21 protein-coding genes are annotated in these 20,550 nt (G+C 74.1%); 10 read left to right on the forward strand and 11 right to left on the reverse strand.

Annotated features, from left to right (window positions below):
• Positions 1-15: 15 nt before the first annotated feature.
• Positions 16-453, reverse strand: coding sequence for a hypothetical protein (locus tag ACQPZA_RS10565; RefSeq protein ID WP_169400292.1), 438 nt, complete (start codon positions 451-453; stop codon positions 16-18).
• 197 nt (positions 454-650) lie between these two features.
• On the opposite strand from ACQPZA_RS10565, the gene ACQPZA_RS10570 reads away from it, so the two are divergent.
• The 3 genes from ACQPZA_RS10570 (at position 651) to ACQPZA_RS10580 (ending at position 2,759) form a co-directional block, all read left to right on the forward strand.
• Positions 651-1,406, forward strand: a complete 756-nt coding sequence (locus tag ACQPZA_RS10570) for a lysophospholipid acyltransferase family protein (RefSeq protein ID WP_169400296.1) — start codon at positions 651-653, stop codon at positions 1,404-1,406.
• A gap of 67 nt (positions 1,407-1,473) precedes the next feature.
• Positions 1,474-2,091 (forward strand): hypothetical protein, encoded by a 618-nt coding sequence (locus tag ACQPZA_RS10575; RefSeq protein ID WP_433280087.1) that lies wholly within the window; start codon positions 1,474-1,476, stop codon positions 2,089-2,091.
• A 179-nt stretch (positions 2,092-2,270) separates the two neighbouring features.
• Complete coding sequence (locus tag ACQPZA_RS10580; RefSeq protein ID WP_169400653.1) at positions 2,271-2,759, forward strand: polyadenylate-specific 3'-exoribonuclease AS; 489 nt, start codon at positions 2,271-2,273, stop codon at positions 2,757-2,759.
• Positions 2,760-2,795: 36 nt separating this feature from the next.
• Here ACQPZA_RS10580 and ACQPZA_RS10585 read toward each other — a convergent pair whose 3' ends face one another.
• Positions 2,796-2,981, reverse strand: a complete 186-nt coding sequence (locus ACQPZA_RS10585) for a GPGG-motif small membrane protein (RefSeq protein ID WP_433280089.1) — start codon at positions 2,979-2,981, stop codon at positions 2,796-2,798.
• Positions 2,982-3,121: 140 nt separating this feature from the next.
• Here ACQPZA_RS10585 and ACQPZA_RS10590 point away from each other — a divergent pair, with 140 nt between their 5' ends.
• Positions 3,122-4,510, forward strand: coding sequence for a class II 3-deoxy-7-phosphoheptulonate synthase (locus tag ACQPZA_RS10590; protein ID WP_169400651.1), 1,389 nt, complete (start codon positions 3,122-3,124; stop codon positions 4,508-4,510).
• 191 nt (positions 4,511-4,701) lie between these two features.
• Here the strand turns inward: ACQPZA_RS10590 and pknB are convergent, their stop codons facing one another.
• Positions 4,702-6,474 (reverse strand): Stk1 family PASTA domain-containing Ser/Thr kinase, encoded by a 1,773-nt coding sequence (pknB, locus tag ACQPZA_RS10595; protein ID WP_433280091.1) that lies wholly within the window; start codon positions 6,472-6,474, stop codon positions 4,702-4,704.
• A 67-nt stretch (positions 6,475-6,541) separates the two neighbouring features.
• Here pknB and ACQPZA_RS10600 point away from each other — a divergent pair, with 67 nt between their 5' ends.
• Positions 6,542-6,898, forward strand: coding sequence for an Rv2175c family DNA-binding protein (locus ACQPZA_RS10600; RefSeq protein ID WP_312859532.1), 357 nt, complete (start codon positions 6,542-6,544; stop codon positions 6,896-6,898).
• Positions 6,899-6,926: 28 nt separating this feature from the next.
• Here the strand turns inward: ACQPZA_RS10600 and ACQPZA_RS10605 are convergent, their stop codons facing one another.
• The 4 genes from ACQPZA_RS10605 to ACQPZA_RS10620 are packed head-to-tail and all read right to left on the reverse strand — an operon-like array spanning position 6,927 to position 12,288.
• On the reverse strand, positions 6,927-7,868 hold the full coding sequence (locus ACQPZA_RS10605; protein WP_433280093.1) for a phytoene/squalene synthase family protein: 942 nt from the start codon (positions 7,866-7,868) through the stop codon (positions 6,927-6,929).
• Complete coding sequence (mptB, locus tag ACQPZA_RS10610; RefSeq protein ID WP_433280095.1) at positions 7,846-9,597, reverse strand: polyprenol phosphomannose-dependent alpha 1,6 mannosyltransferase MptB; 1,752 nt, start codon at positions 9,595-9,597, stop codon at positions 7,846-7,848. The genes ACQPZA_RS10605 and mptB overlap by 23 nt, the downstream gene beginning before the upstream one ends.
• Before the next feature lie 28 nt (positions 9,598-9,625).
• Complete coding sequence (gene crtI, locus ACQPZA_RS10615; protein WP_433280097.1) at positions 9,626-11,179, reverse strand: phytoene desaturase family protein; 1,554 nt, start codon at positions 11,177-11,179, stop codon at positions 9,626-9,628.
• On the reverse strand, positions 11,176-12,288 hold the full coding sequence (locus ACQPZA_RS10620) for a polyprenyl synthetase family protein (protein ID WP_433282757.1): 1,113 nt from the start codon (positions 12,286-12,288) through the stop codon (positions 11,176-11,178). Before ACQPZA_RS10620 ends, crtI begins: the two co-directional genes overlap by 4 nt.
• Positions 12,289-12,429: 141 nt before the next feature.
• On the opposite strand from ACQPZA_RS10620, the gene metF reads away from it, so the two are divergent.
• Positions 12,430-13,329 carry a methylenetetrahydrofolate reductase [NAD(P)H] gene (gene metF / locus ACQPZA_RS10625; protein ID WP_433280099.1) on the forward strand — a complete coding sequence of 300 codons (900 nt, stop codon included), beginning with the start codon at positions 12,430-12,432 and terminating at the stop codon, positions 13,327-13,329.
• On the opposite strand, the gene ACQPZA_RS10630 is transcribed toward metF, so the two are convergent.
• Entirely contained in the window at positions 13,313-14,005 is a 693-nt protein-coding gene (locus tag ACQPZA_RS10630; protein ID WP_433280101.1) for an LppM family (lipo)protein, read from the reverse strand. The two genes, metF and ACQPZA_RS10630, sit on opposite strands and share 17 nt — an antisense overlap.
• A gap of 44 nt (positions 14,006-14,049) precedes the next feature.
• Positions 14,050-14,625 (reverse strand): GNAT family N-acetyltransferase, encoded by a 576-nt coding sequence (locus ACQPZA_RS10635; RefSeq protein WP_433280103.1) that lies wholly within the window; start codon positions 14,623-14,625, stop codon positions 14,050-14,052.
• Between the two features lie 185 nt (positions 14,626-14,810).
• Here ACQPZA_RS10635 and ACQPZA_RS10640 point away from each other — a divergent pair, with 185 nt between their 5' ends.
• Both ACQPZA_RS10640 and ACQPZA_RS10645 read left to right on the forward strand, forming a co-directional pair.
• Entirely contained in the window at positions 14,811-15,128 is a 318-nt protein-coding gene (locus tag ACQPZA_RS10640) for a hypothetical protein (RefSeq protein ID WP_169399815.1), read from the forward strand.
• A gap of 20 nt (positions 15,129-15,148) precedes the next feature.
• Positions 15,149-15,595 (forward strand): SAV_6107 family HEPN domain-containing protein, encoded by a 447-nt coding sequence (locus tag ACQPZA_RS10645; protein WP_433280106.1) that lies wholly within the window; start codon positions 15,149-15,151, stop codon positions 15,593-15,595.
• A 30-nt stretch (positions 15,596-15,625) separates the two neighbouring features.
• Here ACQPZA_RS10645 and ACQPZA_RS10650 read toward each other — a convergent pair whose 3' ends face one another.
• Positions 15,626-16,534 (reverse strand): ParA family protein, encoded by a 909-nt coding sequence (locus tag ACQPZA_RS10650; RefSeq protein ID WP_433280108.1) that lies wholly within the window; start codon positions 16,532-16,534, stop codon positions 15,626-15,628.
• 54 nt (positions 16,535-16,588) lie between these two features.
• Between ACQPZA_RS10650 and ACQPZA_RS10655 the strand changes: the two genes are divergently transcribed.
• Positions 16,589-17,356 (forward strand): class I SAM-dependent methyltransferase, encoded by a 768-nt coding sequence (locus ACQPZA_RS10655; protein WP_169399818.1) that lies wholly within the window; start codon positions 16,589-16,591, stop codon positions 17,354-17,356.
• Positions 17,357-17,727: 371 nt separating this feature from the next.
• Positions 17,728-18,111 (forward strand): DUF3040 domain-containing protein, encoded by a 384-nt coding sequence (locus ACQPZA_RS10660; protein ID WP_169399819.1) that lies wholly within the window; start codon positions 17,728-17,730, stop codon positions 18,109-18,111.
• A gap of 100 nt (positions 18,112-18,211) precedes the next feature.
• On the opposite strand, the gene ACQPZA_RS10665 is transcribed toward ACQPZA_RS10660, so the two are convergent.
• Positions 18,212-20,497, reverse strand: coding sequence for a transglutaminase TgpA family protein (locus ACQPZA_RS10665; protein WP_433280110.1), 2,286 nt, complete (start codon positions 20,495-20,497; stop codon positions 18,212-18,214).
• Positions 20,498-20,550 lie beyond the last annotated feature (53 nt).

Consider the following 20,550-nt stretch of genomic DNA (forward strand, 5'->3'; position numbering starts at 1 on the left):
TCGGCGGCGGGACCGTCAGACCACGGCTCCGTCGTCGCCGTCGTCCTCGCCGTCGCCGGGCGGATCGGGCCACAGGCGCAGCACGAGCCACCCGAGGCCTGCGGCGAGCCCGAGGAGGCCCAGCGGCAGCCCGTAGGCCAGCGGCACGCCCACCCACCCGGGCGCGATGATGAGCACCAGACCCAGCGCCAGCAGCACCAGCCCGACCAACGCCGGTGGTCCGAGCCGGGGGAGCGGGGGCGGTTCAGGCGGGATGAAGTGCTCGTCGTCGGCGGCCGGGGCCGGCTCCGGGACCGTGGTGGGGCGGGGCTCGAAGAGCGCGCCGGCCGGCTCTGCTGCGGCGGGCCACTCGGGCACCTGGCCCTCGCGGCGCCAGCCGGCCACGATCGCGTCGAACTCGTCGGGGGCGGCGCCGCCGTCGGGCTGCGCGCGCTCGTCGGGATCCCGGTTCACGCGGCCTCCTCACTCGTCCCGCGGTCGGAGCCCGTCGCCCCTGCGGCGGGAACGGCTCGGCCCCCACCATCCTGGCATGCCGGGCCGACGAAGAGGAGGCGCCGGGGCACGCATCGGTTGCGATCGGCCGTGCCCGTTGTCGCCGTGTGACGGGCGTCCGTAGGCTGGCGCAGTCGAGGTGGAGGGGGCACGCCCAGGTGCTGTACTGGTGGTCCAAGTTCGTGCTCCTCGGTCCGCTGCTCCGGTTGTTCTGCCGGCCCACGATCGAGGGAGTCGGGAACGTCCCGGAGCGCGGCGGCGCCATCCTCGCCAGCAACCACCTCGCGGTCGTCGACTCGTTCTTCCTGCCGCTGCTGGTGCCGCGGCGCATCACGTTCCTCGCCAAGCGCGAGTACTTCACCCAGCCCGGGCTCGTCGGCTGGTTGAAGAAGACGTTCTTCTCCGGGGTCGGCCAGGTGCCGATCGACCGGTCCGGCGGGTCGGCCGCCCAGGCGGCGATGGACACGGCCGTGCGGCTGCTCCGTGAGGACAAGCTGCTCGGGATCTACCCGGAGGGCACCCGGTCGCCCGACGGGCGCCTGTACAAGGGCAAGACGGGCGTCGCCAGGATGACGCTGGAGGCCTGCGTCCCCGTCGTCCCGGTGGCGATGATCGGCACCGACAAGGTCAACCCGATCGGGTCCCGGATGTGGCGGCCCCGCAAGGTGCACATCAAGATCGGGGAGCCCCTCGACTTCTCCCGCTACGCGGGAATGGCGGGCGACCGGTTCATCGAGCGTTCGATGACCGACGAGATCATGTACGCCCTGATGGAGCTGTCCGGGCAGACCTATGTGGACATGTACGCGGCGTCGGTGAAGGAGCGGGCGGCCAAGGCGAAGGCCGACGACCTCCAGGAGACCGACGGGAACGCCCGGTCGGCCAGCCGAGTGCCGGGCACCCGCGCCAGCTGATCACCCATGTGGGTGTGTACACCCACTCGGAGCAGCGGCGTATGGGTCGATGTAATACAGTCAGCCGGTGCCGCGATGGGTCGATGTGGTCAGACGGGACAACCCTTCACCCGACGACGAGTCGCCCACGACCTTCGTCCGGGTGGACGACATCCCCACCACGTACGTCCCGGTCGTGACGGCCTCCACCAGTCCTCCCCCCGCCCCCCAGACCTGGATCCGCAGGATCGCGCCGTGGGCGGCCTTCGGCGTCGTCGCCGTCGTGGTCGTCGCGGGCACCACGGCGTGGTCGGCGTCGCTGCGCGGCCCCGAGGACTCGCTCGGCGCCGGCGCCCCCACGCTGGCCCAGGTGCCGGCGCTCGCCCCCGCCACCCCCGAGCCCGCCCCGGAGCCGACCACGGCCGCTCAGGAGGAGACGAGCGCGGCACGCGCCACCCGCGAGCGCGCGCGGACAACGCCACGCCCGACTCCCGCGGTGCCTCCGCCCGCCCCGGCCACCGCGGCGCCCCCGGCCGCCACACAGCCGCAGGAGCCCGCCCGGCCCGCACCCACGTCGGCGGCCTCGACCACCACCCCACGGCCGCGGGGGCCGCTCTTTCCGCCACCTTGCTCCCCGGGCCGGTCGAACAGCGCGGGCGCTCCCTGCCAGACCACCGCCCAGCCGCCGACGTCCCGGCCGCGCTGACCCGGGCTCGCCGATCCCGTGGTGCGGTTCGGGACACTCGTCCCCGCCGCGGACGGGCAGCACATACAGTCATCGGTGGCCCGGCTCGGACGACCAGGCCGCATGGCGCCCGAACGTGGCGCTGACCGGTGCGCACCGGCAGCGCTGTTCACGCGCCGACCAGCGGGAACAGGACGGATATGCGGTTCTTCTACGACTGCGAGTTCATCGAGGACGGGACGACGATCGATCTGGTGTCGATCGGTGTGGTCGGAGAGGACGGGCGCGAGTTCTACGCCGTCTCCACGGAGTTCGACCCGTCCAGAGCGGGCGCGTGGGTGCGCGCCAACGTGCTCCCCAAGCTGCCGTCCCCGGCGGACCCGGCGTGGCGGTCGCGTTCCCGCCTCCGGGCTGATCTGCTGGAGTTCCTGACCTCCGCGCCGGGTGATGTCGAGCTGTGGGCGTGGATCGCCGCCTACGACCATGTGGTGCTCTGCCAGCTGTGGGGGGCGATGCCGGCGTTGCCGCGGGCGCTGCCCCGCTTCACCCGTGAGCTCCGCCAGCGCTGGGAGGACGCCGGGCGTCCGCCGCTCCCGCCGCCCAGCACCGACGCCCACGACGCGCTCGCGGACGCCCGGCTCAACGCGAGGCGGTGGGAGGCCATCGAATCGGCGGTGGCCGCTCGCTGAAGCTCAGCGAGCGGCCACCGCACGACGCCGTCGGGGTCAGGTGAAGATGCTGACACCGCCCGGGCCCACGAGCAGGCCGACGATGATGAGCACGATTCCCCAGATGAGCTGCCTGCGCACAATCGCAAGAATGCCGGCGATGACGAGAACGACGGCGATGATCCACAGTAGAGTTGCCATGCGCCGGGATGCCCTGATCGCTTGGTCGAGGAATCGCGCCATTCGGGTGACCTATGCCGCCGTACGGTTCAGCTCGGGGCTCGTGGTACTGCGCCGAATGGTCCAACGGCTTCGTTTTGCACTATTCGTGGCTCAGCGGAAGCCGGCGACCCGTCCCCCGCCGGCCCGGCTACCCTGCTGATGTGAACTGGACCGTCGACGCACCGGTCGAAGTGCTGCCCGAGCTGCCCCCGCTGCCTGCCGAACTGCGCGCCCGCCTCGATGACGCGCTGGGCCGTCCCGCCGCTCAGCAGCCGGACTGGCCCGACAGCGAGCAGGTCGCGCACGTCCGCACCGTGCTCGAGAGCGTGCCCCCCGTCACGCTCCCCCCGGAGGTCGACCGCCTCCAGGAGCGGCTCGCCCAGGTCGCCCGCGGAGAGGCCTTCCTGCTGCAGGGCGGCGACTGCGCCGAGACGTTCGTCGACAACACCGAGCCCCACCTCCGCGCCACGATCCGCACACTGCTGCAGATGGCCATCGTCCTCACCTACGGCGCCTCGCTGCCGGTGGTGAAGGTGGGGCGCATCGCCGGCCAGTACGCCAAGCCGCGCAGCGCGCCCGTCGACGCGCTGGGGCTGCCGTCCTACCGCGGCGACATCGTCAACTCGATCGTCGCCCACCCCGCCGCCCGGGTGCCGGACCCGTCCCGCATGGTGCGCGCCTACGCCAACGCCAGCGCCGCCATGAACCTCGTGCGCGCGCTCACCGCCACCGGCATGGCCGACCTGACGATGGTGCACGACTGGAACAAGGACTTCGTGCGCACCTCTCCGGCAGGAGAGCGCTTCGAGAACATCGCGGCGGAGATCGAACGCGCCCTGCGGTTCATGGACGCCTGCGGCGTCGACGACCACAACCTGCACAGCGTCGAGTTCTACGCCAGCCACGAGGCCCTGCTCATGGACTACGAGCGGGCGATGCTGCGGCTGGACGTCAGCCGGGGGCAGCCGCGGCTCTACGACCTCTCCGCGCACTTCCTCTGGATCGGTGATCGCACCCGGCAGCTCGACGGCGCCCACATCGCCTTCGCCGAGCTGCTCTCCAACCCGATCGGGCTCAAGATCGGCCCGACGACCACGCCGGAGCTCGCCGTCGAGTACGTCGAGCGGCTCGACCCGCACGGCACCCCCGGCCGGCTCACCCTGGTCAGCCGCATGGGCAACGGGAAGGTCCGCGACTCGCTCCCGCCGATCATCGAGAAGGTGGAGGCGTCCGGGCACAAGGTCATCTGGCAGTGCGACCCGATGCACGGCAACACCGTGGAGTCCACCACCGGCTACAAGACCCGCCACTTCGACCGGATCGTCGACGAGGTGCAGGGCTTCTTCGAGGTCCACCGCGCCCTCGGCACCCACCCGGGCGGCATCCACGTCGAGGTCACGGGCGAGGACGTCACGGAGTGCCTGGGCGGGGCGCAGGAGATCTCCGACGCCGACCTCGCCGGCCGCTACGAGACGGCCTGCGACCCCCGCCTCAACACCCAGCAGTCCCTGGAGCTCGCCTTTCTCGTGGCGGAGATGCTCCGAGGCTGACCCGCCCGGACCCGACCCACCCGGCGAGTCGCCCGAAACCCGCGCGCGAGTCGCCCGCTCGGGGCGCCCGTCCGCGACATGGACACATGACGCTGTCGGGACGGCCCTTCGGGCAGCGATATGTGTCCATGTCGCAGATGGTGGTCGTCCGGCCTCCTGCTGACGCCCGGGGCCGGGATCGGGGCGGGCGGTCAGAAGGTGTCGAGGGTGACCGTGGTGCCGGGGTCGACCAGGGTGCCGGGGCTCGGGTCCTGGTTGATCACGCGGGCGCGGTCGCGCTTGTCGGAGAACCGGGAGTTCTGCTCGACGTCCAGCCCCTCGTCGTCGAGCTTGTCGGCGGCATCCTCGAACCGCTCGCCGATGACGAACGGCACGCGCACCTGGTCCTCCTCCGGCTCGGGTGGAGGGGGAGGCTGGGGGCCACGGCTGAGCACGAGGGTGACGGGCGCACCGATGGCGAGCGGCGTGCCGGCGGCCGGGTTGGTGCCGACGGCCGCACCGGCGGGCACCGTGGGGTTGAACTGGTCGGCGTCGGTGGTCCGCACGGGGGTGAGGCCGGCGTCGCGCAGGGCCTGCTCCGCGGCGGCCACGGCGGTGCCGGGAGCGATGGTGGGCACCGTGGGGCGGCCGGAGGAGATCGTGAGCACCACGGTGCTGCCGCGCAGCAACCGGGACTCGGGCTGGGGGTCGGCGGACGCCACCACACCGGCCGGCTGGTTGTTGTCGCGGGCGGTGGTGATGCTGGCGACGAGATCGGACTCGCCGAGCAACTGCTGAGCCGTGTTCTGGTCCAGGCCGACGACCGACGGCATCGCCGTCCAGCGTCCGCTGCCGAGCCACCAGGCCGACACCCCGACGAGCAGGGCGAGCACGAGCACGATCGCGGTCCAGACGGCGAAGATGCGGCGGCTGCGCCTGCGGGCCCGCAGGTGGGCCGGTGGGCCGCCGGGCGCACCCAGGTGCTCGTCCTCGGCGGGCCGCGCCATCATCCGCGTGCCACCGCGCTGCGGCGCCATGGCGGGGTAGGCGCCGGTACCGGGCACGTGCTGGGGGCCGGCCGGCAGCGTGTCCTGCTCCTCCAGCGGACGTGCTGGCGGCACCGGCGGCGGCACGCGCGGCACCTCCAGTCGGGTCGCCATGCGGCGCAGCTCGGCGAGCATCGCCCCGGCGTCGGCCGGCCGGGCGGCGGGGTCGCGCCGGGTGGCCCGCAGGACGAAGTCGTCGAGCTCAGGGGGGACGTCGCCGGCGATCAGCGACGGCGCCGGCATGTCGGAGTTCACGTGCCGGTACGCCACGGAGAGCGCGGTGTCGCCGGTGTAGGGCGGTTCGCCCGTGAGCAGCTCGTAGAGCATGACGCCCGCCGCGTAGACGTCGCTGCGCGCGTCGGCCGCGCCCGTGGCGACCTGCTCGGGGGACAGGTACGCGACGGTGCCCAGGATGTAGCCGGCGTGGCTGGCCCCGGCCGAAGCGGCCGCGGTGACGAGCCCGAAGTCGGCGACCTTGACCTCGCCGGTCCGGCTGATGAGCACGTTCTCCGGTTTGACGTCGCGGTGGACGAGCCCCAGCCGGTGGGCCTCGGCGAGCCCGGCGAGCACCGGCTCCATCACCGACAGCGCGGCCGGCACCCCCAGCGGCCCGCGGTCCCGCAGGACGTCGCGCAGCGTGCCACCCTCGACGAGCTCCATCACGAGGAACAGCACCGGCCCGTCGACACCCATGTGGTCGCCCTGGTCGTGCACGTCGACGACAGCCGGATGGTCGATGCGGGCCGCGGCCCTGGCCTCGCGCTCGAACCTCGTGCGGAACGCGGGGTCGGCCGCGAGCCGGGGCTCCATCACCTTGATCGCGACCGGCCGGTCCAGGCGGGTGTCGGTACCCCGGTAGACGGTGGACATGCCGCCATGGGCAAGGACCGGCCCGAGCAGGTAGCGCGCGTCGAGCAACGCGGCCGGCGGGGCATTCACGCATAAGACGGTACCGGCACCGGGAGGTGGTGCCGGACCTGCCGGGGCTGTGGCATCGTGTTTACCCGTGAACGATGTGTCCGTGCTCTCCGAGGTCGTGGCAACGCTGCCCGTCGCGGAGGTCGCCCAAAGGCTCAACCAGCCCGTCTCCCGGGTGCACCAGCTCGTACGCGACGGCCAGCTGCTGTCGTTCCGGCGCGAGGGTGAGGTGGTCGTCCCCGCCGACTTCCTCGACGCGGACGATGCGGTGGTCAAGGGGCTGTCCGGCACCATCACCGTGCTGCGTGACGGCGGCTACACCGACGAGGACATCCTGCGCTGGCTGTTCGCGGAGGACGACTCGCTGCCGGGCACGCCGGTGGCGTCGTTGCGCGCAGGCCGGCATCGGGAGGTCAAGCGCCGCGCCCAGGCGATGGCGTTCTGACCTCTCGCGCCACCGCGGACGGCAGGGCTCAGGAGCGGGCGCGGGCCACCACGGCGCGCAGCATCCCCGGCAGCGCGACGGCTGCGCGGGTGCGGGCCGGCACCGACACCCTGCGGTGCAGCACGTGGTAGTCGGCCGCCTCGATCTCGTCGAGGATGCCGCGGTACAGCCGGAAGGCACAGGCGATGCACGCCCGTGACACCGGCTCGAGCATCGCGACGCCCGGCGCGGCCCGGCGGTAGACGGCACGGGTGTGGGCCACGAGGTGCGCGAGCGCGCGCCGTACCCGCCGGTCGGGCCTGCGGGTGTGCCGGCACCAGGTGAGCAGGTCGCGGTCGACGCCGAACGCGGCGAGCTCCTCGGCGGGCAGGTAGAGCCGACCGCGGTCGAGGTCCTCCCCGATGTCGCGCAGGAAGTTGGTGATCTGGAACGCGACGCCGAGCGCGGCGGCAGGCCCCTCCGCCTCGGCGCGCGGCACGGTGGTGCCCAGGATGGGCAGCATCTGCAGCCCGATCACCGCGGCCGATCCGTGGACGTAGACGCCGAGGTCGTCGAACGTCGCGTAGCCGGTGACGTGGGTGTCCATCCGCATCGAGGCCATGAAGGCGGTGAAGTGGCGGCCGTCGATGTCGTAGCGACGGGCGGTGTCGGCCAGTGCGGTGAGCACGGCGCGGTCGCTGGGCCCGCCGGCGAGCGCACGCTCCAGCTCCGCGGACAGGGCGTCGAGCCGGGCGGCCTTCTCGGCGGGAGGCCGCTGGTCGCCCAGGTCGTCGACGATCTCGTCGGCGTACCGGGCGAAGCCGTACAGGGCGTGGACGGCGGGGCGGCGCGCGCGGGGCAGCAGCCGGGTGGCGAGGAAGTAGGTGCGCCCGTGGCGCGCGTTGAGCTCCCGGCAGCTGGCGTAGGCGGCTCGCAGTGCCGGGTCGGTGATGCCGGCGGCGTCGAGCTCAGCCTGTCCCGGACTCGGCACCGGGAGCCGGGACTGCGGCGGTCGGAGCGGCGGACGCCGGTACGGCGGCAGAGGCACGGGCAGGGGCGGTGACCGGTGCGGGCACCGCGCTCGCGGGTCTGCGGGCCCGGGCCCCGGCGGCGAGCCGGAGCGGGTCGGGGTGCAGCAGCGACACCGCGGCGAGTGCGGCCACGAGGGCGCACACCGCGAGGTAGCCCCAGTTGTAGAGGGCGTCCTCGCCGTTGGGGTAGTAGACGATCACGAGCATCAGCGAGATGAACACAACCCAGGCCATCCCGCGCTGCGACCACCGGACCATCGCGAGCAGTGCCATTCCCCAGCTCACGTACCAGGGGAGGGTGGCGGGCGAGAGCACCGCCACCGCGAGCAGCACGATCCCGGCGCGGTGCACGGCGTCCGGTCCGCCGTCGCGTGCAGCCCACCACTGCCGCACCGCGATCCAGAGCAGCACGCCTGCGCCGATGACCCGGGCGACGTTGATGAACGGCTGCTTCGGGACGTTCGCCACCAGCCCGACGAGGGTGTGCGCGAACTCGCCGACGCCGGTGGGGAAGGACATCCAGTTCACGATCATGGACGGTGCGCTGAGTGCCGGCAGCCACCCCAGGCTGACCTGCGCCGCCAGCGTGCAGAGGGCGAACACCACGACGAACACGCCGAGGCCTGCCGCGGTGGCCTTGAGGATGCGCGCCCTGCGTGAGCCCGGTAGCCGGGCGGCCCACACCAGCACGAGGAACGGCAACGCGACGGCCGCGCTGGCCTTCACGGCCATCGCCCCGGTGACGAGCGCGATCCCTCCCGCGGAGCTTCCGCGCAGGGCGACCAGTGCCCCGGCCGCGAGCAGCCCGACCACGAGCAGGTCGTTGTGGCCGCCCCCGACCATGTGGATGACCATCACGGGGTTGGCGACGGCGATCCACAGGGCGACCGGCACCCGCCCGCCGAGCCGGCGGGTGAGCTCGGGCAGCGCCCAGATCAGCAGCAGCAGGCCCGGCAGCAGCGCGAGCCGCATGAGGATCACGCCGAGGATGATGTTGTTGCCGGTGGCCCAGGCCACGCCCTTGGCGAGGAGGATGAACAGCGGCCCGTAGGGCGCCGGGGTGTCCTGCCAGAAGTAGTGGACGTTGTCGGTGAAGATGCCCGGCATCGCGTCGGGGCCGACCGCGTACGGGTCGAGCCCGGCGAGCGCCAGGCCGCCCTGGGCCAGGTAGCTGAAGATGTCGCGGGTGAACAGCGGGGGCGCCAGCAGCATCGGCGCCGTCCAGACGGCCGCGGTGGTGAGCACGGCGCGACCGCCGACGCGGCGGGCGAGGACGTCGCGCCCCAGCTGGACCCAGGCCCACAGCATCAGCGCGACGCCCGCGTAGATGAGCACCGTGGCCAGCTCGCGGCCGTGCCCGTAGCGCCAGAAGCCGAGCGCGGAGTTGGTGAGCAGCGGGTCGCGGACCAGGACACCGCCCGCCCCGAACCCGCCGAGGACCATCATCAGGGACGCGGCCAGCCCGAGCAGGAGCGGCCGCCGGGGAGGGTTGCCGAACCGGGCTCGCCATGACGACCCCGATGCCGGGGCGGCGTCGTGTTCCGGTGGTGCGAGGTCCGCCGGACCTCCACCGGGTGCCGGCCTGCCGTCTGCCGGCGCAGCAACTGGCGCCGATGCGCGCTCCGCAGGCGCTGCTCCCGGCAGCGCCTCGGGCAGCGTCGATCCGTCGACCGATGATGGTGGCTTCATGACGCGATCCATGCTCGCATGACCCGTGTCAGCCGCCGGTGGGTACCCTGCGCGCCCGCGTGGCCGCGCCCGTGATCCGGCGGGCGGCGAGCCGCCCGGAGATCAGGACTGGCGGGATGCCGACGCCGGGGGTGGTGCCGCAGCCTGCCAGTACGACGTTCCCGAGCCCGCGGACGAGGTTGCGGGGCCGGAACGGGCCGGTCTGGGCGAGGGTGTGGGCGAGGGAGAACGGGGTGCCGGCGGCGAGCCCGGCGGCGCTCCAGTCGGCCGGGGTGACCAGGCGTGAGACCTCGATGTCGCCGGTGATCCCGCCGAGGCCGGGGTGGCCGCGGGCCTCGAGCACGCCGAGCAGCTCGTCCCGGTAGGCGGAGCCGATACGGGCCCAGTCCAGCCCGGCGCGGTCGGTGTTGGGGCAGGGGGCGAGCACGAACAGGAGGTCGCCGCCCGGTGGGGCGAGCTCCGGGTCGGTGGCGGTGGGACGGGTGACCAGCAGCGACGGGTCGCTCATCAGCACGCCGTCGTCGATGATCTCGCGGAACGTGCGGCGCCACGCCGCTCCGAACGAGATGGTGTGGTGGGCGAGGTCGGGCCGCTTGCGGTTGAGGCCGGCGTGCAGCACCACGGCGCTGGGGGAGTGGCGCAGGGGCACCGGGCGCCGTGGCGTGCGCCCGACCAGCCGCCGCACGACCGGGAGGTCCGGGGTGAGCACGACGGCGTCGCACGCGACCCGCTCGGTGTCGCCGCCGGGGCCGGCCGTGTCGACGTGCCGGACGGCGGTGACGCGGCCTGCCCGGCGTTCCAGGCCGGTTGCGGTGCGGCCGTAGTGGATCTGCGCCCCCGCGGCCACCGCCGCGTCCGCGAGCGCCTGACCCACCTCCCGCATGCCTCCTCGGGGGAAGAAAACTCCCCCGATCGTGTCCATGTAGGCGATGACGCCGTAGGCCGCCATCGCGAGGTGCGGCGGCACCCCGGCGTAGAGCGCCTGGAACGAGAAGATGCGTTGCAGCCGCTCGTCGGGCAGCATCCGCGCCACCCGCGGACCGAGCCGTCCGAAGCCGCCCAGCGCCGCGAGCCGGACCAGGTCGGGGCCGAGCAGGTCGAGCGGCGAGTCATGGTTGGCGCCGATGAAGGAGTCGATCTCCGCGCGGTAGAGCGCGGTGAGCCACTCGCGCGTGCGCCGGTAGCCCGCCGCGGCCTGCGGGCCGCACACGCGCCTGACCTCGGCCTCCATGGCGTCGCCGTCGGTGTGGACGTCGATCGTGGAGCCGTCGGCGAAGTGGGTGCGGTAGGCGGGATCGAGCACGACGAGGTCGAGACGCTCCTCGAGCTTCTCTCCCACCGCTGCGAACGCCTCGTCGAGCAGGTCCGGCATCGTGAGCACGGTGGGTCCGGTGTCGACCCGGAAGGTGCCGCTGCCGGTGTGCAGGTCGAGCCGGCCCGCGCGGCCACCGGGGTGCTCCGCACGCTCGAGGAGCGTGACGCGGCGTCCCGCGCCCAGCAGGTGCAGCGTGGCGCTCAGCCCGGCCAGGCCGGCGCCCACGACCACGACGTGATCGGTCGGACCGGGGACGGTACGGGTCAACTCCTCCTCCGCGTGGCCATCTCCGCCAGCCCGGCCAGCGCGGTGGCCGCCGGTTCCGCGATCTCGACGGCCGAGAGGGCGTCGAGTGCCGAGCCGGTGAGGGCGGCGATCCGGTGCTCCATCGCCTGCACCGCCCCCAGCTCGGTGAGCAGGTCACGGATCCGCTCCACACCGGCGGCGTCGAGATCGGGATCGCCGATGGCGGCGGTGATCGCGTCGCGGGCCTGGGTGCGCCCCCGGTCCTCCGCGCGTTCGACGGCGAGCGCCAGCAGCAGCGTGCGCTTGCCCTCACGCAGGTCGTCGCCCGCCGGCTTGCCGGTGACGACCGGATCCCCGAAGACGCCCAGCAGGTCGTCGCGGAGCTGGAACGCCACGCCGATGTCGGCGCCGAAGCGCCGGTACGCGGACACGAGCTCCGGCGCCGCGTCGGCGATCGCCGCGCCGAGGTGCAGCGGGCGTTCCACGGTGTAGGCGGCGGTCTTGTAGCGGTCGATCTGCAGCGCGGCACGGGTGGAGGTGTCGCCCGTGGCCTGGTGCAGCACGTCGAGGAACTGGCCGCCGAGCATCTCGGTGCGCATCGCCTGCCACGGCGGCGCCGCCCGCACGAGCGCGGCAGGCGGCAGGCCCGCCGCGCGCAGCATGTCGTCGGCCCACGCCAGCGCGAGGTCGCCGAGCAGGATGGCCGTGGCGGCGCCGAACCGGGCCGGCTTCCCGCGCCAGCCCGCGGTGGCGTGCCTGCGGGCGAACTCGACGTGCACGGTCGGGCGCCCCCGCCGGGTGGCCGAGGCGTCCATCAGGTCGTCGTGGATCAGCGCGCAGGCCTGGATCAGCTCGAGCGCGCTGACCGCGCGGAGCACGGAGACCGCCTCGGGTGAGTCGACGGATCCGCCCGCGCCGCGCCAGCCCCACCACGCGAACGTCGGCCGGATGCGCTTGCCACCCTCGAGGACGAACGCGACGAGCGCGTCCGTGGCGTCGGCGAAGGCCGGGTCGATGGCGACGGCGTCGGCCGTGCGGTCGCGGAGGAACGCGGCGAGCTCGGTCTCGACGGCGGTGACGAGGCCGGTGTCGTCGAGCAGCGCGGTGTCGACCGCCTCGATGTTGGTCATCGGGAGCCCCGCAGCCGACTCGAACGGATCGCGCCGCGGCATCGGGGGAGCAGAACTGCTGGTGAGCGGGGCACGCATGGAGGGTAGCGGCGCAGCCACACTCCGGCGCGCCGACAACGCCGCTGGTCGTAGGCTGAACCCGTGAAGGTCACCCAACGGATCAGCGGCGACCGTCCGGTCTTCTCGGTGGAGTTCTTCCCACCGAAGGACGAGGCGGGCGAGGCGGAGCTGTGGCGGGCGATACGCCGGCTGGAGCCGCTCGACCCGGCGTTCGTGTCCGTCACCTACGGCGCGGGCGGGTCCAGCCGGGACCGGACGATCCGGACGACGGCCCGCATCGCCACGGACACCACGCTCGTGCCCATGGCCCACCTCACCGCGGTGTCGCACTCGCGGGCCGAGCTGCGACAGGTGATCGGGGCCTACGCCGCAGCGGGCATCTCCAACATCCTCGCCGTGCGCGGCGACCCGCCCGGCGACCCGCTCGGGGAGTGGTTGCCCCATCCCGATGGCCTGACCTATGCGGACGAGCTGGTCTCGCTCGTGCGCAGGCTGGGTGACTTCTGTGTCGGTGTGGCGGCGTTCCCCTACGGGCACCCGCGGTCCCCCGACCCCGAGACCGACCTGGCCAGGCTGGTGGCGAAGGTCCGGGCGGGCGCCGACTTCGCGATCAGCCAGCTCTTCCTGGAGCCCGAGGGATTCCTCCGCCTGCGCGACCGGATGGTCGCCGCGGGCTGCGATGTCCCGCTGCTCCCCGGGATCATGCCGCTCACCACGGCGCGCACCCTGCGCCGAGGCCCCGAGCTCTCCGGCGCGCCACTGCCGCAGGCGCTGGTCGAGCGCATGGACCGCTACGCCGACGACCCGGCGGCCTTCCGCGCCGCCGGCATGGACGTCACGGCGGAGATGTGCGCGCGGCTGCTCGACGAGGGCGTGCAGGGCCTGCACTTCTACACGATGAACCGCTCCACGGCCACGGTGGAGCTGGTGCGCAGGCTCGGGCTGGCGGCCCGGCGCCCCGCCGTCACCGCCCCGGGCTGACCGGGGGGTTGCGGGTACGGCGGGCAGCCACCACCACCGCGGCGGCCGCGAGCGCGACCATGCTGCCCAGCACGATCGTCCAGTTCAGCGCCGACGGGGCGTTGGGGTCGTCGAAGGCCACCACGGCGTTGGTGTCGCCGACCTCGCCCGGGGTGAACGTCCAGCTCACGGTGCTGGAGTCGCTGGTGTCGTCGTCGCCGTTGGTCTCGAGCACCTGGCCGGGGAAGCCGACCTTGAGCTGGAAGTCGGCCCGGTCCACCGCCACCGTGGTGAGGTCGACGGCGCCGTTGACGAGCACGCGGTTGCCCGCCCGGCGCAGCTCGAACCGGACCGCGTCACCCGCGGGGCCTGCCACCGTGGCCAGGCTGGCGACCTGCGCGAACGTGAGCCCCGAGAAGCGCAGCACCGACCCCGCGTAGCCGTCCTGCCGGTACGGCGACACCTCGACGTCGGACTCCAGGTCCGCCGGCACCGTGATCGCGGGCCCGGGGTCGTCGGCGCTCTTCTCCGGGGTGGCGATGACGACCTCGCCGGTGACCGTGTCGTCGGGCTGCACGGCGAGCGCCGCACGGACGCGCGCGCACCCGCTGAGCAGGCTGGTGGCCACCAGCAGGGCGAGCAGCAGCAGCGGTAGGACGCGGCGGCGGGCGGTCGGCGTCATCGGCACGGCGGTCATCGTGCCATCCGCCTCGCCGGAGGCGGGCAGCCCCGCCGCTCCGGCTACTGCGCGGGGGCCAGCGGGAGCTCGCGCCCGAGCACGGCGAAGGGCCGGGAGTCACCGGTGAACCGGTGGTTGCGCAGGACGTCGCGGAAGCCGGTGCGCCGGTAGAGCCGCCACGCCCGGCCGGGCGGCTGGGTGCCGTACTCGGGCGTGGAGAGCAGCACCCGTGGCTGCGGGGTTCCGTCGAGCAGCGTTCTGAGCAGGCCCTCGCCGAGCCCGTGGCCCTGCGCGTCGGGACGGACGTGCAGCTCCGTGAGCTCGAAGTAGTCCTGCAGCCAGAACTGGACGTCCGGGCCCCGGCCGGCGAGCCCGCGGCGGACCTCCTCGAACCACCACTGGCCCGGGCCGCCGGTGTAGCCGTAGGCGATGCCGATCAGCGTGCCCGCCGAGTCGAGCCAGGCCGCCCCGCGCCATCCCGGCCGACGGGAGTGGTCGAGCCAGAGGGTGCGCCGGTGCCGGGCGGTGCTGGTGGGGTAGCGCATCGCGCTGACGTACACGTGCAGCGCTTCCGCCAGCCGGTCGGCGAGATCGTCCGGACCGAGCTGGACCAGCTGGCGCGCCGGAGCCCTTGTCACGCGTCCATCACACCACGCGGCCCGCACGTGCGCCGCTCCCGGTGGAGGGCCGACTTGACGAGGAAGGGCCGGAGCGCTCTACTGGAGCCGGATCGAACATGCGTTCGATCCCGGGCTCCGGTGGTGGGGCGGGGGAAGCGCCCCGCCACCGGCGGTCCGGTGCTGGGCGGGAGGAGCGTATTCGGATGAGTGCCTTCGGTCGGGTGTTCGGGTCGCGCCGGCCGACCCCCATTCAGGTGCGGTGGCAGGACGGCGAGCCGGTCGAGTTCGAGAGCCGCCCCGTCCGGCGCGGTCCGCGGTACCTGGTCACCGACGTCCGCGAGCGCTGGATCGAGGAGTCCCCGTGGCCGTTCCCGTCCCCCATGCCGGTCGGGGGCGACCGGCTGCGGTGCTGGCGGGTGGAGGCGCGCTCGGCGGGGGAGCCGGAGGCGCCGGCGCGGGAGTTCGTGCTGCGGATGCGGGCCGGGCCCGGTGTGTGGGATCTGGTGCGGGTGTCGGAATGAGTGAGCTCCGGGAGGCGACGATGACCATCACCACAGCGCGGGTGCCCCACCCGCGGGCGCCCGTCCGGCCGCCCGTCGGGTCGGCGCCCGGCGCGCCCACCTCGCGGGCGGCACTGGCGCTGATGCGCCAGGCCGCCGACGGGCTCGCGGAGGCCCACCGCACCGAGGAGCCGTTGCTCCGCTACCCGGCGGCCTACCTGGCCGCACTGCGGGCAGGCGCGGCGGTGCTCGCGGTGCACGCGCGTCCCCGGCCGCGGCGCGGATCGACGCGCAACGTCTGGCAGCTGCTGGCCGAGGTCGCGCCCGAGTTCGCGGAGTGGGCCGCGTTCTTCGCGTCGTGCTCCGACACGCGGGCCGCGGCGGAGGCGGGCATCGCGCGGCTGGTGGGGCGACGCGACGCCGACGACCTGTTGCGGCAGGCCGAACAGTTCGTGGGCATCGTCAGCGCGTCGGTGCCGCTGCGCTGAGCTGAGCCCGGCCGGCGGTGACCGGCCGGCTCAGCGCGTGGCAGGGGGTGCCGCGGTTGCGGCAACCGTGCGGCGCGCTCTCTCGCTGCGCAGCACCCGGCCCAGGAGCAGCGTGAACACGGCGGAGGCCTCCCGGGCCCCCGGGGTGTCCCACCGCTGGATCGGCATGCAGGCGCCCTGCGCCTGCTGGATCGCCGCCCGGTCGGGCAGCACGCCGGTGAACACCAGCGGGCCGAACAGCTCGCGCAGCTCGTTGATGCGGAACTCGTGCTCGGTGTTGCGCGGCCGTACGCGGTTGATCAGCACGCCGAGCGGCTGCAGGTCCGGGTTGCCACGCTGCCGCTCGGTCTGGATCGCGTCGAAGGCGCGCTGCACACCCGACACCGCGAAGATGGTCGGGTCGGTCACCAGCACGGCACGCTGGGCCGCGGCGAGCGCGCTGCGCGTGAGCTGCCCGAGCGACGGCGGGCAGTCGATGATCACCAGGCGGTAGGGCTCGGGAGGGTCGTCGTACCGGTCGCCGGAACCCGTGCCTGCCGCAGCCTGACCGTTGACGTCATGCAGGCGGGGCACGTCGTAGTGCTCGACGCGGTCGAGCCGCTCCAGCGCCTTGGCCAGCCGTACCAGCTGCTTCGGGCCGGGATCGGGATGGTTGTGGCGCTCGGTCTGCTCCGCGCCCACCAGTACGTCGAGGCCGGCGCCCCAGGCGCTGGGGGCGATCGCGCGCCGCAGCACCGACGGGGTGGGTTCGTCGAGCACGTCGGCCACGGTGGCCGTGGTGGCGGAGCCGACGTCGAGCGCGATCGTGGAGTTGGCCTGCGGATCGAGGTCCACCACCAGCGTGCGCACCCCGTGTTCCAGTGCCGCGCCGGCCAGCCCGAGCGCCACGGTGGTTTTTCCCACTCCACCCTTGAGGCTCAACGTGGCGACGACCTGCACGGCGATCAACCTACCCTGCCCCGGAGCGCACTAGTCTGCCGTTGTGAGGCTGGGATGGTGAGTGGTGCGGCGGCGGAGACGGTCGGTGCGGTGGGCGGGGGTTCGGTGCACCGCACGCTGGTTGCCGAGGTCACCAGGGTGCGCGCCGCGCGGCCGGACCGTCCGCCCCGCGTGCTCGACGTCGGCGGCGGCAGCGGTGCCTGGGCGGTGCCGCTCGCACGCTCGGGGTGCGCCGTCACCGTGGTCGACAACAGCCCCAACGCGCTCGCGGCCCTGCACCGGCGGGCCCGGGAGGCGGGCGTGCACGAGCTGGTCACGCCCGTGCAGGGAGATGTCGACGCGCTCGCCGACGTCGTCCCGCCCGGTGGGGCCGACCTCGTGCTCGGCCACGGGCTGCTCGAGGTGGTGGACGACGCCGCCGCGGCGGTGTCGGCGCTGACCACGGCCACGGCGGCGGGCGGGGCGGTGTCGGTGCTCGTCGTCGGGCGCTACGCCGCGGTGCTCGCGCGCACCCTCAGCGGCCGGCTCGCCGAGGCGCGGGCCGTGCTCACCGATCCCGACGGCCGCTTCGGCGCCGACGACGCTCTGCGCAGGCGGCTCGATGCCGCGACCCTGCGCGGGCTGCTCGAGGACGGCGCGGCGCTGCGGGTGGAGGTGCTGCAGGGCGACGGGGTGCTCGAGGGCTGGGTGCCGAGCGCGGTCCGCGACGGTGGACCCGCTGCCGCCCGCGCCGTGGCCGAGTTGGAGGACCTCGCCGCCGCCGCGGCACCGCTCGTGGAGATGTCGGCCCGGCTGCACGCGCTGGCCCGCCGGCCCGGCTGAGCAACGGTGCGGCCTCCGCCCGAACCATCCGCCGACCCGTACCGGGCGAATCGGACACGGCCGACCGGGTGTGACGGAACGCGCACTGATCGTGTCCGGCAGGGCTCAGCGGGCGGACGTGGGGTGTGGAGATCACCTTCCGGTCCTCCGCAATCCGCCACCGGGGCGTTGTGTGACCGAAAATGGCCCTGCTCATGCTCTCGGCGACGGTCCGTGACAAAGATCGACCCGTCCGCTTGACGAGTCTGGCTAGTCGGCGAGCCGCGAGGCTCGTATCCTCTTGCTCAGACGCCCAGCCCTGGGCGCTCGTCGCGTCGTTCCGGCACCATGGAAGATGACCCGACAGGATGACCAGTGCCGGAGGTGAAGCCGTGCCCCTCTCCGAGCACGAGCAGCGACTGCTCGAACAGATCGAGCGCGCTCTCTACGCCGAGGATCCGAAGTTCGCGTCCACCGTTCGTGGTGGCCGTCTGCGCAAACCCACCCGTCGCCGTCGCCTCCAGGGTGTCGGCCTGTTCGTCCTCGGTCTGGTGCTGCTCGTCGTCGGTGTCGCCGTGCCCCAGCTCTGGCTGGCGTCCAGCTTCCCGGTGCTGAGTGTCGTCGGATTCCTGGTGATGCTCGGCGGTGCCGTGCTCGCGGTCACCTCGGTCGGCCAGGCCGGTCAGCCGGGTCAGCCGAAGGAAGCCGAGCCCGACAAGAACCGCTTCACCGGCCGGATGGAAGAGCGTTTCCGCCGCCGGTTCGAGCAGGAGTAGGCCGCCCGGTCAGGCCTTCCCGGTCTGGCCGAGTTCCAGTCAGCCGGATCGGGGCCACGGACGAGTGGTCCCGATCGTGTACGAAGCCGCCGCCCGGCGATCAGGTCCGGGGGGCGGCGCTTTCGCGTTCGGTGACCGGTGCCTGCTGCTCCACCGGCGTCCGGTGCAGCACCGAGCTCGGCAGCAGCCGCCCGCGCAGCGACAGTGATCCCTTCGTGGCGATCCCGGCCCGCACCGTGCGCACCGGCTCGTCCAGCTCGCCGGGAGCGGGGTGCCCGCCGCCGTACCAGCTCGCCTCCACGGCGCCCACCACGTCCCGCAGCGCCTGCTGCGCGTCGCCGTCCAGCGTGTGCTCCCGCACCATGCGCCGGGCCGAACCCCGCACCGTGTCGCTCGGTGGGTAGCCGACCCCGCGGTCCGCCGACTCGGCGAGCAGCTCCGCCCAGGCCGCCCCGGCGGCCTCGGGGCCCCCGGCGTTCACGGCACCGAGGCGCCGCCGCCGGGCGACGACCCGCAGACCGGCCGGGACGAGCGCACCCGCGATCACCAGCAACACCACGGCGATGGGCCAGAGCGGTGGCCCGCTGCTTGTCGAGGGTGCCGGGGTGAGGGCGTCCGGCGGGAGGTCCTGCGGCTGGGTGGGCGGGGGCGGCGCCTGCTGCGCCGGGTCCTGCCCCGGGCTGAGGTCCTGCTCGGCGGGGGTGTTCGCCGTGTCGGGCGCGGGTCCCTGGGCCTCCTGGACGTACGGGGGCGCGATCGTCCGGCCGTCGGTCAGCGGCGTGGGGTCGAAGGTCGTCCAGCCGACGCCGGGGAACCAGGCCTCGACCCAGGCGTGCGCGTCGGAGGTGCTGATCGAGCGGTACTGGCCGTTGTCGACGCCCGCTGTGAAGCCGACGGCCACCCGCGACGGGACGCCGACGGTCCGCAGCATCACCGCCATGGCGGACGCGAACTGCTCGCAGTACCCGGATCGGCCTACGGTGAGGAACTCGACGAGCGCGTCGTCGCCCGATCCCGGTGCGGTCTGGAGGCTGTAGGTGAACCGGCTGTCGGGCCCGGCGAAGTAGTCCTGCAGCGCCATGGCCCGGTCGAAGTTGTCGGTGCGGCCCGCCACCACCTGCTGGGCGATCTCGGTCACCCGGGGGTCGACGCCCGTGACGTCGAGGTACTCCGGCCCGACGCCGGAGGATCCCGAGGCCTGCCGGAGCTGGGCGACCGTGGGAACCGGCAGCAACGTCTGCTCGCGCCAGCCACCCTCCTCCCGGGGGCGTCCGGTGTAGCCGGTGCCGCTGCTGCGGTCGTAGAGCCACGCGTTCTCCGGCAGGCCGCCGACGTCGAGCGGCTCGCCGTAGAGCGGGAGCCAGTAGTCGCGGAAGGCGACGTTCTCGATCTCGACATTCGCCAGGTCGCCGGGGACGGCGGGCTGTGTCTGGACGGGGCCGGGCAGCGCGACACCCGGGTCCGGCCGGGTGGCCTGCCAGCCGGCGTCCGGCACGTACTGGCGCAGCGTGAGCGCCCGCAGGTAGGTGGGCCGGGTGAGGCCGCGGACCCGGAACAGCTCGGTGGGGCTCTGCTGGTCGAGCTGCCCGCGCAGCGCCGTGAACGGGCTGAGGCCGATCGAGCCGCCGGACCCGCCCGAGCCGCTCCCGGTGTCGAACCGGCCCGCGGTGCCGACGAAGTTCGCGCCCGCTCCGACGCCGATCGCGAGGACCACGGCCACCGCGACGATCGCGACGCTGCCGGGGAGCCTGCGCCCGAACCCGGAGCCGGCGACGAGGAGGAGCCCGAAACCGGCTGCGGCCGCGGCCATCGCCCACCACGGCAGGAGGTTGTCGGCCAGCGCTGCCGGCACGGCGAACACGGCCAGCAGCGGCACGCCGGCCGCGGCGGGCGCGCCCGCGCTCACCGCGGCGAGGTGCACGCCGATGGCGAGCAGCCCGAAGGCGGCCGTGATCAGGAACAGGATCTCCGGGGTGCCCGGCACCGGTGCGGTGCCGGTGTCGATCTGCTGACCGGCCCCGGACACGAGTGCGCCGAACTCCCCGAGCGCCGCGGGCCCGGGCAGCACGCCGAGGATCCCGTTGTCGGCGAACTGCACGGTGAGCAGGACGAGAACAGCCACGGCCTGGCCGGCGGCGACGACCACCGCGCCCAGGCGGTGCAGCAGCAGGCCGACGACGACGACGGCGACCACGGCGGCAGCGGCGTGGCCGAACCAGGCGCCGCCTTGGACGATGGCCGTGACCGGGCCACCCGCGAGCAGCACGGCCAGCCCCGACCCGAGCGCGGCGATCCAGGGCAGGCCCCGGCCCGTGGCCCCGGGGGGCGGCGCGGCGGGGGCGGCCGACGGCGGAGCGGCCGGCGGCCCCTGCACCGAAGTGCTCACGTCATCTCCTCGAGTGCGATGGCCGCCGGGGCGGTGGCGGGGCCGGTCATCCC

Source organism: Pseudonocardia xinjiangensis, assembly GCF_050948425.1.
Taxonomy (GTDB): Bacteria; Actinomycetota; Actinomycetes; order Mycobacteriales; family Pseudonocardiaceae; genus Pseudonocardia; species Pseudonocardia xinjiangensis.

What these genes read in the sequence shown, in the direction of transcription:
- ACQPZA_RS10640 (WP_169399815.1), top strand. Translation starts at nt 14,811, where the DNA reads ATGAGTGCCTTCGGTCGGGTGTTCGGGTCGCGCCGGCCGACCCCCATT.
- ACQPZA_RS10645 (WP_433280106.1), top strand. Translation starts at nt 15,149, where the DNA reads ATGACCATCACCACAGCGCGGGTGCCCCACCCGCGGGCGCCCGTCCGG.
- ACQPZA_RS10655 (WP_169399818.1), top strand. Translation starts at nt 16,589, where the DNA reads ATGGTGAGTGGTGCGGCGGCGGAGACGGTCGGTGCGGTGGGCGGGGGT.
- ACQPZA_RS10580 (WP_169400653.1), top strand. Translation starts at nt 2,271, where the DNA reads ATGCGGTTCTTCTACGACTGCGAGTTCATCGAGGACGGGACGACGATC.
- ACQPZA_RS10620 (WP_433282757.1), bottom strand. Translation starts at nt 12,288, where the DNA reads ATGACCAACATCGAGGCGGTCGACACCGCGCTGCTCGACGACACCGGC.
- ACQPZA_RS10585 (WP_433280089.1), bottom strand. Translation starts at nt 2,981, where the DNA reads ATGGCGCGATTCCTCGACCAAGCGATCAGGGCATCCCGGCGCATGGCA.
- mptB (WP_433280095.1), bottom strand. Translation starts at nt 9,597, where the DNA reads ATGAAGCCACCATCATCGGTCGACGGATCGACGCTGCCCGAGGCGCTG.
- ACQPZA_RS10630 (WP_433280101.1), bottom strand. Translation starts at nt 14,005, where the DNA reads ATGACCGCCGTGCCGATGACGCCGACCGCCCGCCGCCGCGTCCTACCG.